16 protein-coding genes are annotated in these 15,750 nt (G+C 66.2%); 5 read left to right on the forward strand and 11 right to left on the reverse strand.

All coding sequences use genetic code 11. From position 1 onward, the window contains the following. The first annotated feature begins 90 nt into the window (after positions 1-90). On the forward strand, positions 91-2,262 hold the full coding sequence (gene pnp / locus BLM15_RS21485; RefSeq protein ID WP_126114669.1) for a polyribonucleotide nucleotidyltransferase: 2,172 nt from the start codon (positions 91-93) through the stop codon (positions 2,260-2,262). A 128-nt stretch (positions 2,263-2,390) separates the two neighbouring features. Next, positions 2,391-3,023, forward strand: a complete 633-nt coding sequence (locus tag BLM15_RS21490) for a pyridoxamine 5'-phosphate oxidase family protein (RefSeq protein WP_126114670.1) — start codon at positions 2,391-2,393, stop codon at positions 3,021-3,023. Positions 3,024-3,154: 131 nt separating this feature from the next. Here the strand turns inward: BLM15_RS21490 and BLM15_RS21495 are convergent, their stop codons facing one another. Further along, positions 3,155-4,786, reverse strand: coding sequence for an HAL/PAL/TAL family ammonia-lyase (locus BLM15_RS21495; RefSeq protein WP_126114671.1), 1,632 nt, complete (start codon positions 4,784-4,786; stop codon positions 3,155-3,157). A 205-nt stretch (positions 4,787-4,991) separates the two neighbouring features. Here BLM15_RS21495 and hemA point away from each other — a divergent pair, with 205 nt between their 5' ends. Then, positions 4,992-6,203 (forward strand): 5-aminolevulinate synthase, encoded by a 1,212-nt coding sequence (gene hemA / locus BLM15_RS21500; protein WP_126114672.1) that lies wholly within the window; start codon positions 4,992-4,994, stop codon positions 6,201-6,203. A 17-nt stretch (positions 6,204-6,220) separates the two neighbouring features. Here the strand turns inward: hemA and BLM15_RS21505 are convergent, their stop codons facing one another. Genes BLM15_RS21505 through BLM15_RS21525 form a run of 5 tightly spaced genes read right to left on the reverse strand, consistent with a single transcriptional unit; the run spans position 6,221 to position 10,099 of the window. Beyond that, the gene (locus BLM15_RS21505; RefSeq protein WP_126114673.1) at positions 6,221-7,219 is read right to left on the reverse strand and encodes an adenosine kinase; all 999 of its coding nucleotides are present in this window, start codon (positions 7,217-7,219) and stop codon (positions 6,221-6,223) included. Between the two features lie 56 nt (positions 7,220-7,275). Beyond that, a complete protein-coding gene (locus BLM15_RS21510; protein WP_126114674.1) occupies positions 7,276-7,650 on the reverse strand; it encodes a helix-turn-helix domain-containing protein in 375 nt (124 codons plus the stop codon). After that, entirely contained in the window at positions 7,647-8,210 is a 564-nt protein-coding gene (locus tag BLM15_RS21515) for a Smr/MutS family protein (RefSeq protein ID WP_126114675.1), read from the reverse strand. Before BLM15_RS21515 ends, BLM15_RS21510 begins: the two co-directional genes overlap by 4 nt. Positions 8,211-8,213: 3 nt before the next feature. Next, positions 8,214-9,377, reverse strand: coding sequence for a murein transglycosylase A (gene mltA, locus BLM15_RS21520; protein ID WP_126114676.1), 1,164 nt, complete (start codon positions 9,375-9,377; stop codon positions 8,214-8,216). Next, positions 9,374-10,099, reverse strand: coding sequence for a Tim44/TimA family putative adaptor protein (locus tag BLM15_RS21525; RefSeq protein ID WP_126114677.1), 726 nt, complete (start codon positions 10,097-10,099; stop codon positions 9,374-9,376). The genes mltA and BLM15_RS21525 overlap by 4 nt, the downstream gene beginning before the upstream one ends. A gap of 253 nt (positions 10,100-10,352) precedes the next feature. Here BLM15_RS21525 and secB point away from each other — a divergent pair, with 253 nt between their 5' ends. After that, the gene (gene secB / locus BLM15_RS21530) at positions 10,353-10,850 is read left to right on the forward strand and encodes a protein-export chaperone SecB (protein WP_126114678.1); all 498 of its coding nucleotides are present in this window, start codon (positions 10,353-10,355) and stop codon (positions 10,848-10,850) included. Between the two features lie 159 nt (positions 10,851-11,009). Continuing rightward, positions 11,010-11,753: a TerC family protein gene (locus BLM15_RS21535; protein ID WP_126114679.1), complete on the forward strand. Its 744-nt coding sequence runs from the start codon at positions 11,010-11,012 to the stop codon at positions 11,751-11,753. Positions 11,754-11,800: 47 nt separating this feature from the next. Here BLM15_RS21535 and dnaQ read toward each other — a convergent pair whose 3' ends face one another. Genes dnaQ through BLM15_RS21560 form a run of 5 tightly spaced genes read right to left on the reverse strand, consistent with a single transcriptional unit; the run spans position 11,801 to position 15,424 of the window. Next, positions 11,801-12,508 carry a DNA polymerase III subunit epsilon gene (gene dnaQ, locus BLM15_RS21540; protein ID WP_126114680.1) on the reverse strand — a complete coding sequence of 236 codons (708 nt, stop codon included), beginning with the start codon at positions 12,506-12,508 and terminating at the stop codon, positions 11,801-11,803. A gap of 2 nt (positions 12,509-12,510) precedes the next feature. Continuing rightward, positions 12,511-13,122 carry a dephospho-CoA kinase gene (gene coaE / locus BLM15_RS21545; protein WP_126114681.1) on the reverse strand — a complete coding sequence of 204 codons (612 nt, stop codon included), beginning with the start codon at positions 13,120-13,122 and terminating at the stop codon, positions 12,511-12,513. Between the two features lie 21 nt (positions 13,123-13,143). After that, positions 13,144-13,977, reverse strand: coding sequence for a shikimate dehydrogenase (locus tag BLM15_RS21550; RefSeq protein WP_126114682.1), 834 nt, complete (start codon positions 13,975-13,977; stop codon positions 13,144-13,146). Beyond that, positions 13,974-14,597, reverse strand: coding sequence for a Maf family protein (locus BLM15_RS21555; protein WP_126114683.1), 624 nt, complete (start codon positions 14,595-14,597; stop codon positions 13,974-13,976). The genes BLM15_RS21550 and BLM15_RS21555 overlap by 4 nt, the downstream gene beginning before the upstream one ends. Next, positions 14,594-15,424: a pyruvate, water dikinase regulatory protein gene (locus BLM15_RS21560; RefSeq protein WP_126114684.1), complete on the reverse strand. Its 831-nt coding sequence runs from the start codon at positions 15,422-15,424 to the stop codon at positions 14,594-14,596. Before BLM15_RS21560 ends, BLM15_RS21555 begins: the two co-directional genes overlap by 4 nt. Positions 15,425-15,750 lie beyond the last annotated feature (326 nt).

A 15,750-nucleotide genomic window follows, 5' to 3' on the forward strand; every position in this document is an offset into this window, starting at 1 on the left:
GCTTCTTTCGAGCATATCCCGGACGTTTTGCCGTCTTGCCCATGGGCTCGAGCGACGCCGGACGGATCGCATCCGACCGAAAGAAAACCGATGTTCGACATCCAAACCGAAGAACTGATCTGGGGCGGCCGCAAGCTCGTCCTCGAAACCGGCAAGATCGCCCGCCAGGCCGACGCCGCCGTGCTCGCGACCTATGGCGAGACCGTCGTGCTCGCGACCGTCGTCTCCGCCAAGTCGCCGAAGGCCGGGATCGACTTCTTCCCGCTGACCGTGAACTACCAGGAAAAGACCTTCGCCGCCGGCCGCATTCCGGGCGGCTATTTCAAGCGCGAGGGACGCCCGACCGAGAAGGAGACGCTGGTTTCGCGCCTGATCGACCGGCCGATCCGCCCGCTCTTCGTCGAGGGCTACCGCAACGAGACGCAGGTCGTCTGCACCGTGCTGCAGCATGACCTCGAGAACGATCCCGACATCGTCGCCATGGTCGCCGCCTCCGCTGCCCTGACCCTCTCCGGCGTGCCCTTCATGGGCCCGGTCGGCGCTGCCCGCGTCGGCTATTTCGACGGCGCCTACAAGCTCAACCCGCTGGTCGACGAGATCAAGGAATCGCAGCTCGACCTCGTCGTCGCCGGCACGCCCGACGCCGTCCTGATGGTCGAGTCGGAGGCCAAGCAGCTCTCCGAGGAGGTCATGCTCGGCGCCGTGATGTTCGGCCACAAGCACTTCCAGCCGGTGATCGACGCGATCATCCGCCTGGCCGAGAAGGCCGCCAAGGAGCCGCGCGACTACACCCCGGCCGACAACTCCGTCGTGCTCGAAGCCGTGCTCAAGCTGGTCGATGCGGATATCCGCGCCGCCTACAAGATCACCACCAAGGCCGAGCGCTACAAGGCTCTCGACGCCGCCAAGGCCAAGGTCGCTGAGCTGATCTCGGAGACGCCGGACGGCAAGACCACCTTCACCAAGGAGCAGGTCGGCGGCCAGTTCAAGGAGGCGCAGGCCAAGGTCGTGCGCTGGACCATCCTCGACGACGGCGTCCGCATCGACGGCCGTGACCTGAAGACTGTCCGCAAGATCGTCTCGGAAGCCGGCATCCTGCCGCGCACCCACGGTTCGGCGCTGTTCACCCGCGGCGAGACCCAGGCGCTGGTCGTGACCACGCTCGGCACCGGCGACGACGAGCAGTTCATCGACTCGCTGGAAGGCACCTACAAGGAGACCTTCCTGCTGCACTACAACTTCCCTCCCTATTCGGTTGGTGAAGCTGGCCGCATGGGTTCGCCCGGCCGTCGCGAGATCGGCCATGGCAAGCTCGCTTGGCGCGCCATCCGCCCGATGCTGCCGGCGAAGTCGGAGTTCCCCTACACGATCCGCGTCGTCTCGGAGATCACCGAGTCGAACGGTTCCTCCTCGATGGCCACCGTCTGCGGCACCTCGCTGGCGCTGATGGATGCCGGCGTGCCGCTGAAGGCGCCGGTCGCGGGCATCGCCATGGGCCTGATCCTCGAGGGTGAGCGCTTCGCGGTGCTCTCCGACATCCTCGGCGACGAGGACCATCTCGGCGACATGGACTTCAAGGTCGCCGGCACGGCCGAGGGCATCACCTCGCTGCAGATGGACATCAAGATCGCCGGGATCACCGAGGAGATCATGAAGGTCGCCCTCGACCAGGCCAAGGGCGGTCGCGACCACATCCTCGGCGAGATGAACAAGGCGCTCTCGGTGGCGCGCGGTCAGCTCGGCGAGTATGCGCCGCGCATCGAGACGATGAAGATCCCGGTCGACAAGATCCGCGAAGTCATCGGTTCGGGCGGCAAGGTCATCCGCGAGATCGTCGAGAAGACCGGCGCCAAGGTCAACATCGAGGACGACGGCACCATCAAGATCGCCTCGGCCGACGGCAAGTCGATCGAAGCGGCGATCAAGTGGATCAAGTCGATCGTCTCGGAAGCCGAACCGGGCATGATCTATGACGGCACCGTCGTGAAGGTCATGGAGTTCGGCGCCTTCGTGAACTTCTTTGGCGCCAAGGACGGCCTCGTCCATATCTCCGAGCTCGCTGCCAAGCGAGTCCAGAAGGTGCAGGACGTCGTCAAGGAAGGCGACAAGGTCAAGGTCAAGTTCCTCGGCATGGACGAGCGCGGCAAGGTGCGCCTGTCGATGAAGGTGGTCGACCAGGCCACCGGCGAGGACATCACCGAGAAGCTGAAGGCCGAGCGCGAGGCCGAGAAGTCCCGCGAGCGCCAGAACGCCGACGACTGATACGCGATCCGCGTTTCACGTGAATCAGACGCCCCGCATCGAAAGGTGCGGGGCGTTTTCTTTTGCCGATCCCTCTGGTGCGCTGCAGCAAAGTCGAATAGTCTAGACTTATTGCTTTGGAGGCCAGCATGACCGCGCACCGCATCACTTCGCCCGAACAGCTTGCCGCGCTCTATCCGAACCCGATTGCGCCGGCCTCGGTGATCAAGGAGATCGATCACATCGACGCCAACTACGGCGCGCTGATCGCGGCCTCGCCATTCTTCGTGCTCGCGACCAACGGTCCGGACGGCCTGGATTGCTCACCGCGCGGGGATCTGCCGGGCTTTGTCACCGTGAGCGACGCGAAAACGCTGCTGATTCCGGACCGAAGAGGCAATAACCGTCTGGATTCATTGAAGAATCTTCTGTCCGACAATCGAATCGGAATGCTCTTTTTGATCCCCGGTTACGGCGAAACGCTGCGTGTGAACGGCACCGCGGTGCTCTCGACCGAGCCGGAGCTGTGCGCGCGCTTCGAAATGGCCGGGAAGCTGCCGGCCTGCGTGATCGTGGTCACTGTCGAGGCCGCCTACTTCCAGTGCTCGCGGGCGGTGGTGCGCGCCGATCTCTGGAACCCGGCGGCGCAGGTCGACAAGCGCGCGCTGCCCAGCGCCGGCACGATCCTGCGAGAGATTTCGGCGCGAGCAGCGACAGAAGCGTTCGACGGCGAGGCCTATGACAAGGCGCTGCCGGAGCGGGTCCGGGCGACGTTGTACTAGGAGGCGTCATTCTCGGGCGGAGCGAAGCGCAGGCCCGAGAATCTCATGACGAGAGGGCGCCGGCTGGAGCCTCGTCTGGGCTGAGATGCTCGGCGCAAGGCCGAGCATGACGCGCGCGGCTAGACGGTGCCTTACTCCAACGCGCCCACCACCGCCTCCACCGCCTCGACGATCGCGCCAGAGCGGACCAGCGCCGTCGCCTGGTTCATCTCGGCGGCATACCAGCGGTCGCCATCGAGGGCCGGCGGGATCGTCTCGCGCAACGCGTCGAGCGCGGCTTGCGTGCCCTTGCCGAGCGGATGGGCCTTGGCGGTCTCGGCGATCAGCGAGAGGGCCTGGCAGGCCATCAGGATCTCGGCGGCGATGATCATCTCGACATTCTCGACGACGGTGCGCGCCTTGCGACCGCACCAGGTCGAGTTCGAGACATGGTCCTCGGCGTTGGACTTGCCCGGGATCGAATCGACCGAGCCGGGCGAGGACAGCGTACGGTTCTCCATCACCAGCGCCGACATCGAGCACTGCACGGTGGCAAAGCCGGTATTGAGGCCGCGCTTGCCGGCGAGCAGGTTGCGCGGCAAGCCGTAGCTCATGGTCGGGTCGACCAGCCGGGCGAGGCGGCGCTCGCAGATCGAGCCGAGATCGGTCATGGCGATGGCGAGCAGGTCCATCGCCTGCGCGACATACTGGCCGTGGAAATGGCCGCCGGAGATAACGCAGTAGCCATCATCCTCAGGGAAGATCAGAGGGTTGTCGGTCGCCGAATTGGTCTCAGTCGCGATGATGCGGCTGACATAGTCGAGCGCCTCGCGCGCCGGGCCATGCACCTGCGGGGCGCAGCGCAGCGAATAGACGTCCTGCACGCGCGGCGCCGGCGGCTTGCCCGGCGTGCGGCCGATCTCGTCGGGGTAGATCGTCTCGCGGGCCGAGGCCGAGCAGCGCTTCGAGCCTTGCGTGATCTTGAGCAGATTGCGTGCGACCAGCGCCTGGCCGGGATGCGGGCGGGCGGCATGGACGCGCGGATCGAAGGCGGCGAGCTCGCCGCGCATGGCTTCGAGCGAGAGCGCGAGGCCGATATCCGCGGCCTTGATCAGGCGCTTTGCGTCTTCCGTGGCGAGCACACCGAGCGCCAGCGAGACGGTCGAGCCGTTGATCAGAGCGGACGCATCCTTGGCGCCGAGCTTGAAGTCCGGCTCCAGACCGGCCTTGGCGAGGGCCTCGCGCGCCTTCATCCGCCTGCCCTTATAGACGGCCTCGCCTTCCTCGAAGCCGCAGACCGCCGCAGACATATGGGCAAGCGGGGCGAGGTCGCCGGAGGCGCCGACCGAGCCTTTTTGCGGGATCACCGGATGGACGCCGGCATTGAGACAGGCGAGCAGGCGCTCGACCAGAGCGACCTGCGGGCCGGAATAGTTCGAGGCGAAGGCATTGGCGCGCAACAGCATCGTCGCGCGCGTCACATCCTCCGCAAAGGGCTCGCCAATGCCGGTGGCGTGGGCGTAGACGCTCTTGCGCTGATATTCGGTCATCTCCGACATCAGCACGCGCTGGTCCTTGAACAGGCCGACGCCGGTGTTGAAGGAATACATGAACGGCGCTTCGTCGTTCATGAAGTTGGCGTCGATATGAGCGCGCGTCGCCGCGATCGCTGCGCGCGCCGCCGGCGCGAGATTCGCCTTCTCATAGCGGCCGGAGGCGCCAGGCCGGGCCACGCGCAGCACCTGCTTGCCCTTCAGGGTCCGTCCGTCGATCGTTACCGCCATGGCCTGTCCTCGTCAGCTTTGTCCCGATCTAACGGGCCATCGCGCCAAAGGGAAAGACCCATTCCCGCCCGGAAACGAAAAGCACCTTGCACGATGCGACGCGGCCTGCGCTAGGATCGGGCTGCCGTGGCTTGCTGCGGCGCGACATTGGCGCGCCTTTACGCAGCGCCTGGAATCCCTAAAAGGTGCCGCCAGGAGCGTCACGATGGATTTCGAAGCCTTTTTCCGCAGCGAACTCGACAGCCTGAGGGCCGAGGGCCGCTACCGCGTCTTCGCCGATCTCGAGCGCCGCGCCGGCCGCTTTCCGCGCGCCGCCTTCCACGGTCCGGACGGGCCGCGCGAGGTCACCGTCTGGTGCTCGAACGATTATCTCGGCATGGGCCAGCATCCCGCCGTGCTTGCGGCGATGCGCGAAGCGCTTGACAGCTGCGGCGCCGGCGCCGGCGGCACCCGCAACATCGCCGGGACCAACCACTATCACGTCCTCCTGGAGCGCGAGCTCGCCGACTTGCACGGCAAGGAGGCGGCGCTGCTGTTCAACTCGGGCTACATGTCGAACTGGGCCTCGCTCTCGACCCTGGCCGCGCGCATTCCCGGTTGCGTCGTGCTGACCGATGCCGCCAACCATGCCTCGATGATCGAAGGTATCCGGCATTCCCGCGCCGAGAAACTGATCTTCGCCCATAACGATGCGCAGGACCTGCGCCGCAAGCTCGCGAGTATCGCCCCTGGCCGCCCGAAGCTGATCGCCTTCGAGTCGGTCTATTCGATGGATGGCGACATCGCGCCAATCGCCGAGTTCTGCGATCTCGCCGATGAGTTCGGCGCGATGACCTATATCGACGAAGTCCACGCTGTTGGGCTGTATGGCCCGCGCGGCGGCGGCGTCAGCGAGCGCGACGGGCTCAGCCACCGGCTCGACCTGATCGAGGGCACGCTGGCGAAATCCTTCGGGGTGATGGGCGGCTATGTCACCGGCTCGGCGGCGTTGTGCGACTTCATCCGCAGCTTCGCCTCGGGCTTCATCTTCTCGAGCTCGCTGCCGCCGACGCTGGCAGCCGGGGCGCTGGCCGCGATCCGGCATCTCAAGGCGAGCTCGGCCGAGCGCGAAGGCCAGCGGGACCGGGTGCGCAAGCTGCGCGGCCAACTCGACCACGCCGGCATCCCGCATCTGATCAATCCGAGCCATATCGTGCCGGTGATGGTCGGCGATGCCGCGCTGTGCAAGCGGATCAGCGACGAATTGCTGGAGCGCTTTTCGATCTACGTCCAGCCGATCAACTATCCGACCGTAGCGCGCGGCAGCGAGCGGCTGCGGATCACGCCGACGCCGCTGCATTCGGACGAAGACATCGCCGTGCTGGTCGGCGCCCTCAGCGAGATCTGGGGCGCCGTTGGGCTGAAGCGGGCGGCCTGAGCAGCCGCCTTTCTGCCTCAGAGCAGGCCGTTATTGCCCGCGAGCGTCTTCAGGTTGACGTCCGGGCGCGCGCCGACATGGCTGATGACCTCGGCGGCGGCAATCGCGCCGAGCCGCAGGCAATCGCGCGCCTCGCGGTTCGTCGTCAGGCCATGCAGGAAGCCGGCGGCAAAGAGATCGCCGGCGCCGGTCGCATCGACCACGCGCTCGATCGGGAAGACCGGCTCGGCGACGACGCCGTCGGGCGTCAGCGCCAGCGCGCCGTTCTCCGAGCGGGTGATGACGGCAAGCACGTTCTCGGCCCGCAGGGCCGCCAGCGCCGTGTCGAAATCGGCGCTCTGGTAGAGGCTCTTCAGCTCGTGCTCGTTGGCGAAGACGAGATCGACCATACGATTGCGGATCAGGCCGAGGAACTCGTCGCGATAGCGGTCGACGCAGAAGGAGTCCGACAGGGTGATGGCGACACGGCCGCCGGCCTTGTGGGCGAGCTCGGAGGCCTTGCGGAAGGCGTCCTTGGCCGCCGGCGGATCCCAGAGATAGCCCTCGAGATAGACGATATCGGCATTCTCGACCGTTGCGGCGTCGACATCGGCCGGCGACAGGCCCTGGCAGGCGCCGAGATAGGTGTTCATCGTGCGCTCGCCATCGGGCGTGACGATGATGAAGGAGCGCGCCGTCGCCGGGCCGTCCGTCGCAGCTTCCGTACCAAAAGCCACGCCGAGCGAAGCCAGGTCGTGTCGGTAGAGCTTGCCGAGCTCGTCGGCCTTGACCTTGCCGATGAAGGCGCCCTTGCCGCCGAAGGAGGCGAGGCCGGCGATCGTGTTGGCGGCCGAGCCGCCCGAGACCACCTTGCCCGGTCCCATTGCGCCGTAGAGCAATTCCGCGCGCGGCTCGTCGATCAGCGCCATCGAGCCTTTAACGAGCGCATACTGCGCCAGGAAGTCTTCCTCCGCCGCGGCGAAGACGTCGACAATGGCATTGCCGAGGGCGAGCACGTCATAGCGCTTTGAGGTCATGGAGATGTCCGTGATGGCGGGAGAATGGCGGCGTGTGGCATTGCCGGCGGGCGGGGTCAAGCGCTGCCGCGGCGGCGCGCGGCGCTGTCGAGGATCGAGGTCAGGGCGGCCATATCGGACGGGCCGAGCCATTCCACCTCGTGGGCAAGGCGATTGGCGAACAAGGTCGCTTCCGGTTCAAGGCCGGCGGTGTCGATCACGACACGCGGATGGGAGAGCTCGGCGAGACGGATCAGTTCATCGGCCTCGTCCCAGATCACGCCGAGGACATGGATCGCACCCTGGATCAGGGTGAAGGTGGGCTGGCCGCGTTTGCCGTGCTCAAGCGCGGAGAGATAGGCGGGGGTGACGCCAAGCGCCTGCGCCATCTGCGCCAAGGTGACGCCGCGAGCTGCACGCAATTCGCGGACGCGGCGGCCGAAGGGCGTCATCGGTCCAGCTCCCGGCTGCGGCGCAGGCGGATATAGAGCGCGCCGGCGCCGCCATGGCGCTGCTCGGCCTCGTCGAAGCCGAGCACCAGCGGCCGCAGATCGGGCAGGCGCAGCCAGTGCGGGACATTGCGGCGCAGGATGCCGCGTTCCTCACCATATCCGACATCGCCGGCGATACCCTTGCCGGTCACCACCAGCACGAGCTTGGCGCCGCGCTGCTGCTGCAAGCGCAGGAAGCCGCGCAGGGCCGAATGCGCTTCGTCCTGGCGCAGCCCATGCAGGTCGATCACCGCTTCGACGCCCTGCTGGCCACGGCGCAATTGCGTGCGCATGCGCCGCTCCAGCGGCACAAGCGGCGGCGGAGCGGGCTTCGTCGGGCGGCCCTTGAGCGCCGGCGCTGGGGAAGGCTGGGTGCTCTCCACTGGCGGGGCCGGCTTTTCCGGGTTCGCTTCCGGCTCGGCTTCGACGGGCGCGCGACCAGCCAGCGGCTTGACCGTACGCGCGACCTGACGCCAGAGCGCGAGTTCCGCTTCGGAGAGGAGCTTGCCACGCCGCCGCATGGCTCAGCGCGGCCAGAGTACGACGAAATCGAAGGGGTGCCGGATCAGGCCGGCACGATGGCCGGCCTCTGCACCGGAGCCGACGAAGAGATCGATCCGGGCCGGGCCGACGATCGCCGTGCCGGTATCCTGGGCCAGGACGAGCCGGGCGAGCTTTTCGCTGCCGCCCTTGCCGTCGGGAATCTCGGTGTCGATCCATGCCGGCATGCCATAGGGCCAGAGCGAGCGGTCGATCGCGACGCTGCGGAGCGGCGTCAGCGACAGGCCGGCGCCGCCGATCGGACCCGAATCGGCCGGTAGTGCATCGTTACGAGCGAAGAAAACGAAGGAGCGGTTGAGGCGGATCAGCTCGCGGGCAAAGCCGGCATCCACCTTCAGTCGCGCGATGAGCTTGTCCATCGTCATCTGCTCGGGCGGGATGCTCTCACGCCGGCTGAGCTCGCGACCGAGCGAGGTATAGGGATGGCCGTTCCGCCCGGAATAGACGAGGCGCGTCACCTTGCCGTCCGGCAAGCGGATCCGGCCGGAGCCCTGCACCTGCAGGACGAAGCGATCGACGGGATCGCGCATCCAGAGGATTTCGAGCCCCTGGCCGGCGAGCGCACCCTCTTCGATCGCCCCGCGGTCGGGGAAGGGCTCCAGCCCCTTGGCCGTCCGGCGCGCCGAGGTCAGGCTGGGATCGAGGCCGGGCCAGTTGTCGCCCGACATCTTGGTTACGAGATCGGCCGGGCGGCCGTAGAGCGGTGTCGGGAAGGCGTCCGAGCGGGTCAGCGTGCCTTCGAACTCCGGCTCGAAATAGCCGGTCATGAAGCCGCGCTCGGCGCCGGCCGGGCGGATGCGCCAGAAGGTGAAGTTGTCCTCGAAGAAGCGACGCGCCGCGTCCTCGCTTGGTTCGCCTCCGGCTAGCAGGCTTGCAGCTTTCGTGCACAAGGCCGGCAAAGCGGGAGGTGGAACCACGCCCTGCCGCAGTGGCGGGTCGGTCTCGCAGCCTTGCGCGAAAAGGCGCAGGACGACGCGCTGATCGTCGGCGCTCCAGCCAGCAAGCACAGCGGGCGCCACGGGTTCGGCCCGGGCGCCCTGCGGGAGAGGTGGAGGTGAAGCTTCCACGCCGGTCATCGCCATGCCTGCGGCCATGAGCCCCAGAACGAAGCCGGCGGCACGGATCACGCGGCCGATTCGGTGGCGACCAGCAACCAATTCGGATCGCGGCTGCCGAGCTGGCGCGAGAAGGTCCAGACGTCGTTGACCTCGGAGACCGCATCGGCACTGCCGTCGACGGCATTGCCCTGCGCATCGCGGACCACGCTGATCAGCTGCGAGACGAAGGCGATCGTGACCTGACCTGTCTTGCCCTTGACGTCGACTCCGGTGATCTCGGCCTTGTCGATCGAGACGAAGTTGGATTCGGCCTTCTCGCCGCGCTTTTCACGATCGGCGATCGCCTGCTCGAAGCCGTCATAGACTTCCTTGGCAAGCAGACCCTTCAAGGTCTTGCGGTCGCCGCGGGCGAAGGCGGTGACGATGGTCTCATAGGCCGATTTCGCGCCGCCGAGAAAGCCCTGAGGCTCGAAACTCGGCTCCTGCCGGACGAGCGCATCGAGGCCGAGGGCGATTGGCGAGCCCGGCTCAGCAATGCCCTTCCAGCGTTCGCCATCAGCCACTGGGGCAGCCGCAGCATCGTTGGCGGCGCCCGGCAGCCGGACGACATTGTCGCGTCGCTCGCCATTACCCGGCTGGTCGGGCCGCATCGGCGGCGCCTCGCGCCGCGCGAACGGATCGACCGGCGGCTTCTCGTGCCCGGTCTTCTGGCCCAGAACCGAGCGCAGTTTCCAGGCGACGAAAACGGCCAGGGCCAGGAAGACCAGGGTCGTCATATCGAAATTCTGCATCGCCGGCTGATCCGAACCTCGAAAACTCGTTCCCGCGCGAGCGCACTTACGTCGCCCGTCATCGAACGGATATGGTGAAGGAGGCTCGTAACATCCACCCCCGGGGTGCGACAAGGGCGCGAAAGCGCGCTTCGCTTGTGCCGGCCCCGCCGCCATGATAGCCGACGCGGGCCCGGCGCTGCCGCCTTGCCCGGGCAGTTCCGGCCACGGCACGGAATTTCCCGATGGTTTTGTGCAGATAATGATGGGATCGATGGCCAACGAAAACGGCAACGGCGCCGGCGCCGCCGACCAGCAGGGGCCCAGCCTCAACACGCTGGTCCAGTACATCAAGGATTTCTCCTTTGAGAACCCCAATGCTCCGCGCTCGCTGACCCAGCAGCAGCAACAGCAGGGCGGGCCGCAGATCGGCCTCCAGGTCAATGTCCACGCCAACGCGCTCGGCGAGAACGACATCGAGACGATCCTGACGCTCGAAGGCAAGGCGACGCTGAACGACGAGACGCTGTTTGCGTTCGAGCTCAGCTATGCCGGCGTCTTCCGTATCCTCGGCGTGCCGCAGGAGCAGCTGCATGCGGTCGTGATGATCGACTGCCCGCGCCTGCTCTTCCCCTTCGCCCGCGCGATCGTCGCCGATGCCGTGCGCAATGGCGGCTTCCCGCCGCTGTATATCGACCCGATCGACTTCGCCCAGCTCTACCGCCAGCGTCTCGAGGAGATGCAGGCGCAGCAGGGCGCTCCGAACGCCTGAGCGGCATCCGCCAGGCACGAGAGACAGAAAAGAGCCCTCCGGGGCTCTTTTTTATTGTTAATTCGCGCAGCCGCTTGCGAAGCAGCTAGTCGCTTTCCATCTCGACCTCGCCAGAGGCGCCCGTCCCGGCGCGCCATTCCCGCGAGGTTCACGATTTCCATGGATGCCCTTATGACGCTCGCCGCCGACCCAGCCATATGGGCGGCGCTCGGCGCCCTGATCGCCATGGAGGTCGTCCTCGGTATCGACAACCTCATCTTCATCTCAATCCTGACCAACAAGCTGCCGGAGCATCAGCGTGCGCGCGGCCGCCGGATCGGCATCGGCTTGGCGCTGATCCTGCGCCTTGCTCTGCTCTCGACCGTAGCCTTCATCGTGCAGCTCACCGCGCCGGTGTTCTCGGTCTTCGGCAAAGCCTTCTCCTGGCGCGACATGATCCTGATCGCTGGTGGCCTGTTCCTGGTCTGGAAAGCGACCAAGGAGATCCATCACAAGGTCGATCCCGATCACGGACCTGATATGTTCGACGGCGGCGCGGCCGCGGCCGTGACTTTTGGCGGCGTGATCTTCCAGATCCTGCTACTCGACCTCGTCTTCTCGATCGACAGCATCATCACGGCCGTCGGCATGACCGAGCATGTCCCGGTGATGGTGATCGCCGTCATCGTCGCCGTGCTGGTGATGCTCCTTGCAGCCGATCCGCTGGCCCGCTTCATCGACAAGAACCCGACGATCGTGATGCTGGCGCTCGGCTTCCTCTTGATGATCGGCGGCACGCTGATCGGCGAAGGTTTCGGCGCCCATATCCCGAAGGGCTACATCTACGCGGCCATGGCCTTCTCGGCCCTGATCGAGGGGCTGAACATGATGTCGCGCCGCGCGACTCGGAAGCGCGTCGAATAATCGATGTGATCGTCAGGCTCGGCTCAGGCCGAGCCTGACGGCCGGTCTCACGCCTCTTCAGGCAAGCCGAGATAGCCGCGCCAAAGCGGCCCCTTGAGCTTCGCCACGAAGGCCTCATGGGCCGCCCGCTCCTCCGGCGTGAGGCGCGCTGCCAGCGGCCGCTGGCGAATCGGCCGCTCGATCGCGACTGAAATCCCGGCGCCGGCCTTACCGGTGACGGCACTGCCGAGCCCGAGGCTCGTCTGCTTGCCACCGATCAGCTCGATATAGACCTCGGCCAGGATCTCGGAATCGAGCAGCGCGCCGTGTTTGGTCCGGCGACTGTTGTCGATGCCATAGCGCGAACAGAGCGCGTCCAGGCTGTTGCTGGCGCCGGGGTGCTTGCGCCTGGCCATGGCGAGCGTATCGACCACGAGCGCCGGTACGACCGCGGGCAGGCCGAGCCGGCCGAACTCCATATTGATGAAGCCGACGTCGAAGGCCGCGTTATGGATGACCAGCTTGGCATCCGCGATGAAGGCAGCGAACTCGCTGGCAATGGCGGCGAAAACCGGCTTGTCCGAGAGGAAAGCCGCGGAAAGCCCGTGCACCCTAAAGGCGCCGTCCGGCATGTCCCGCTCGGGGTTGATGTAGACATGGTAATTGCGGCCGGTCGGGCAGTGATTGACCAGCTCGACGCAGCCGATCTCGACGATGCGGTCGCCTTTCAGCGGTTCGACGCCGGTGGTTTCCGTATCGAGAACGATCTCGCGCATGATCAATCCGCCCTCATCACGCGGCCGAAGCGGCCCGCGACAGCGTTCAGGATAGAGCGGACCTGACGCTCGGCGGCCACGAGCCCAAGCGAAGTGTCCACAAGGAAGTGAGCCCGGCGGCGCTTCTCGGCATCCGGCATCTGGCGGGCGAGGATCGCGGCAAGTTTCTCTTCCGTCATACCCGGACGGCCGAGGACACGCTTGCGTTGGACCTCGGCCGGGGCCGTGACGACGACGACCGCGTCGTAACGACCCTCCCCGCCTGTCTCCAGCAAAAGCGGTATGTCGAGTACAGCAACGGTCGCACCGCTCCTGCGGGCTCGGACCAGGAAGGCCTGTTCTGCAGCGCGCACCAGCGGATGAACGATGGCCTCGAGCTGCGCCAGCGCCTCCGGCCGGCCGAGCACCGCGGCGGACAGCTTAGTGCGATCGACGATGCCGTTCGCGGTGGTTCCGGGAAAAGCTGCTTCGATCTGCGGTGCAGCGGCACCGGCATAGAGGTCATGCACCGCCTGGTCGGCATCATGGACAGGCACCCCGGCAGCACGGAACATCGCCGATGTCGTCGACTTGCCCATGCCGATCGAACCGGTGAGGCCGAGCAGGAAGGTCATCGCATCACCTCCGCCTCGCACTCATGCGGCGGGAATGTCGGCTTCGAGCTTGGCCCGGAGCTCGGCCGTCACCTGCGGACGGACACCGAACCAGCGCTCGAAACCAGGCACCGCCTGGTGCAGCAGCATCCCGAGTCCGTCGACCGGAATACCGCCACGACGCCTGGCCTCGGCGAGCAATGGCGTCTCCAGCGGGACGTAGACGATGTCGTCGACGATCGTGCCAGGACGCAAGCCGGAGACATCGATCTCCAGAGGCGGCTGCCCACGCATGCCGAGCGAGGTCGTATTGACGATCAGATCGCTCTCGCCGACCAGTCCGGAAGTATCCTCCCAGCGCCGCGTCTCGACTACCTTCGGAAACGCTGCCGCCAGCTCGTGAGCCCGTTCGGAGCTGCGGTTGACCAGGAGAATGCGGCGGACGCCGCGCCCGGCAAGGCCGTGGATCACAGCGCGTGCCGCTCCACCGGCACCGACGACCAGCGCAGTCTCGCATCGCGCGAGCCAGTCCGGCGCAAGGGCGTCGAGGTGGGCGAGGAAGCCATAGGCGTCAGTGTTGTCACCATGGAGCCGGTCGCCTTCCATCCAGAGGGTATTGGCAGCGCCCATGGCCCGCGCCGTCTCGCTGACGTGATCGAGCAGCGGCAGCACGATTTCCTTGTTCGGCACGGTGACGTTGCCGCCCACGAATTCGCCGAAGCGCAGCCGAGCGATGAAGGCCGGCACTTCGGCAGGCGGGACATCGACGCGCTCATAGCTACCGGCAAGGCCGTGCTCGGCGAGCCAATGACCATGGATCAACGGCGAGCGGGAATGCGCAACCGGATGGCCGATAATGAAGCAGCGTCTGGTCATGGGATGAGATCGAGATCGCGGAGCGTGGCGAGCAGGCTCAGCATCGGCAGCCCGAGAATAGTGAAATGATCCCCCTCGATCGCCTCGAACAGATGGGCGCCGAGGCCTTCGATCTGGTAGCCGCCGACGCTCGTGGTCGCTGCCTGCCCAGCCTGGGCGATATAACGCTCAATGAAATCCTGCGTCAGCGGACGCATTGCGAGCATCGCGCTGCTGGCGCCCCGCCCGACGACCTGTCCGTCCCGCGCCAACACAAAAGCGGAGGTCAGCTCGTGCCGCCGGCCGGCAAGCGCTGCGATCTGCCGATGAGCAGCGGCGGCATCGTCGGGCTTATGGAACGGACGCTCCTCGCATGTCAGCATCTGGTCGGCCGAGAGCACGACGCGACCAGGAGCAAGTGGCGAGACCGACAAAGCCTTGGCTTCCGCCAATGCTGCGGCAACCCCTATCGGTGGGCCGCCCATGGCCAAATATTCTGCTTCAATCGCGCGCTCGTCGACGATCGGCTTGATCACCTCGACCGGGAGGCCAGCCGCTTCGAGCAGCTGCAGGCGCGTCGCACTGCCGGAGGCGAGGATGAGCGGCGCTTCACTGCGCCAGAATGTCGCCTGGCCGGTCACGTCGCGATGAACTTCATGCGGTGATCGCGCAGCAGATCAAGGATTCCTGCTGCCGTCTCCTCGATCGAACGACGGGTGACATCAATAACCGGCCAGCCCCGCCGCGCGCAGAGTCGGCGCGACTGGGTAATCTCGTCAGCGACCGCATCGGGATCGACATAGGGCGTCTCGTCATCCGCCTTCAGCGACAGGAGCCGGTTCTGCCGGATCTGGATGATGCGCTCCGCGCTGGCGACGAGACCGACGACCAACGGCTTCTTCAAGCCTTCGAGTTCGACGGGCAGCGGTACGTTGGGCACGAGCGGTATATTGGCGGTCTTGATCCCACGATTGGCGAGATAGATGCTCGTCGGCGTTTTTGAGGTCCGGCTGATGCCGACGAGAATGACGTCAGCGCTTTCGAGGTCGCCGCCGAGCTGGCCGTCATCATGCATCAGCGTGTAGTTCATCGCGTCGATACGCCGAAAGTACTCGGCGTTGAGCATGTGCTGGGCACCAGGCCGCGGCGCCGCAGCCTGGCCAAGATAGGACTGGAACAGCGACAATACCGGTTGCAGCACCGAGAGGCACGGGCAGCCAATCTCGCGGCAGAAGGCCTCCAGCCGCTCGGCCCATTCCGGCTCGACCAGCGTATAGAGCACCACCCCCGGAGAGGTCTCTATCTCGGCGAGCACCCGCGACAACTGGTTCTCGGAACGGACGAGCGGATAGACATGCTCGATCGCCGAGACCGCTTCATATTGCGCTGCTGCTGCGCGGCTGACCGCAATCAGGGTCTCGCCGGTCGCGTCGGAGACGAGGTGCAGGTGAAAATAGTTGCGCGCCACGGCTTCCCCCGCCGGCTGTTCTCGAATCAGCTCTAGAGCTGTTCCGCCAGCGTGGGAATCCCCTTTTCCTCCCGGCGAGCGGCCTGCGCATAGGTTTGTGATGGCCGGGACAAGTGGGGATAACTGGGCGGAATCAGAACCCTGCCAGAGGCGGGCGGGATAACTCGGCGAAAGCTCAACAGGCTTCGGCCTGTGGGCGGAATCTCGATGTTTCACGTGAATCATTCTGAGACGCGGCGCGAGGCCGCGTCTTAGAGCGAAAAGTAATTCGTTAAGAAACTGTTAAGAGCCCTCCTCCGGCACAATGGCCATCCCGCTCACCCGAG

It is taken from the genome of Bosea sp. Tri-49 (assembly GCF_003952665.1).
GTDB lineage: Bacteria > Pseudomonadota > Alphaproteobacteria > Rhizobiales > Beijerinckiaceae > Allobosea.

Excerpts from the sequence above, each read along its gene's own strand:
- pnp (WP_126114669.1), top strand. The coding sequence starts at position 91 with ATGTTCGACATCCAAACCGAAGAACTGATCTGGGGCGGCCGCAAGCTC.
- BLM15_RS21490 (WP_126114670.1), top strand. The coding sequence starts at position 2,391 with ATGACCGCGCACCGCATCACTTCGCCCGAACAGCTTGCCGCGCTCTAT.
- BLM15_RS21495 (WP_126114671.1), bottom strand. The coding sequence starts at position 4,786 with ATGGCGGTAACGATCGACGGACGGACCCTGAAGGGCAAGCAGGTGCTG.
- hemA (WP_126114672.1), top strand. The coding sequence starts at position 4,992 with ATGGATTTCGAAGCCTTTTTCCGCAGCGAACTCGACAGCCTGAGGGCC.
- BLM15_RS21505 (WP_126114673.1), bottom strand. The coding sequence starts at position 7,219 with ATGACCTCAAAGCGCTATGACGTGCTCGCCCTCGGCAATGCCATTGTC.
- BLM15_RS21510 (WP_126114674.1), bottom strand. The coding sequence starts at position 7,650 with ATGACGCCCTTCGGCCGCCGCGTCCGCGAATTGCGTGCAGCTCGCGGC.
- BLM15_RS21515 (WP_126114675.1), bottom strand. The coding sequence starts at position 8,210 with ATGCGGCGGCGTGGCAAGCTCCTCTCCGAAGCGGAACTCGCGCTCTGG.
- BLM15_RS21525 (WP_126114677.1), bottom strand. The coding sequence starts at position 10,099 with ATGCAGAATTTCGATATGACGACCCTGGTCTTCCTGGCCCTGGCCGTT.
- secB (WP_126114678.1), top strand. The coding sequence starts at position 10,353 with ATGGCCAACGAAAACGGCAACGGCGCCGGCGCCGCCGACCAGCAGGGG.
- BLM15_RS21535 (WP_126114679.1), top strand. The coding sequence starts at position 11,010 with ATGGATGCCCTTATGACGCTCGCCGCCGACCCAGCCATATGGGCGGCG.
- dnaQ (WP_126114680.1), bottom strand. The coding sequence starts at position 12,508 with ATGCGCGAGATCGTTCTCGATACGGAAACCACCGGCGTCGAACCGCTG.
- coaE (WP_126114681.1), bottom strand. The coding sequence starts at position 13,122 with ATGACCTTCCTGCTCGGCCTCACCGGTTCGATCGGCATGGGCAAGTCG.
- BLM15_RS21550 (WP_126114682.1), bottom strand. The coding sequence starts at position 13,977 with ATGACCAGACGCTGCTTCATTATCGGCCATCCGGTTGCGCATTCCCGC.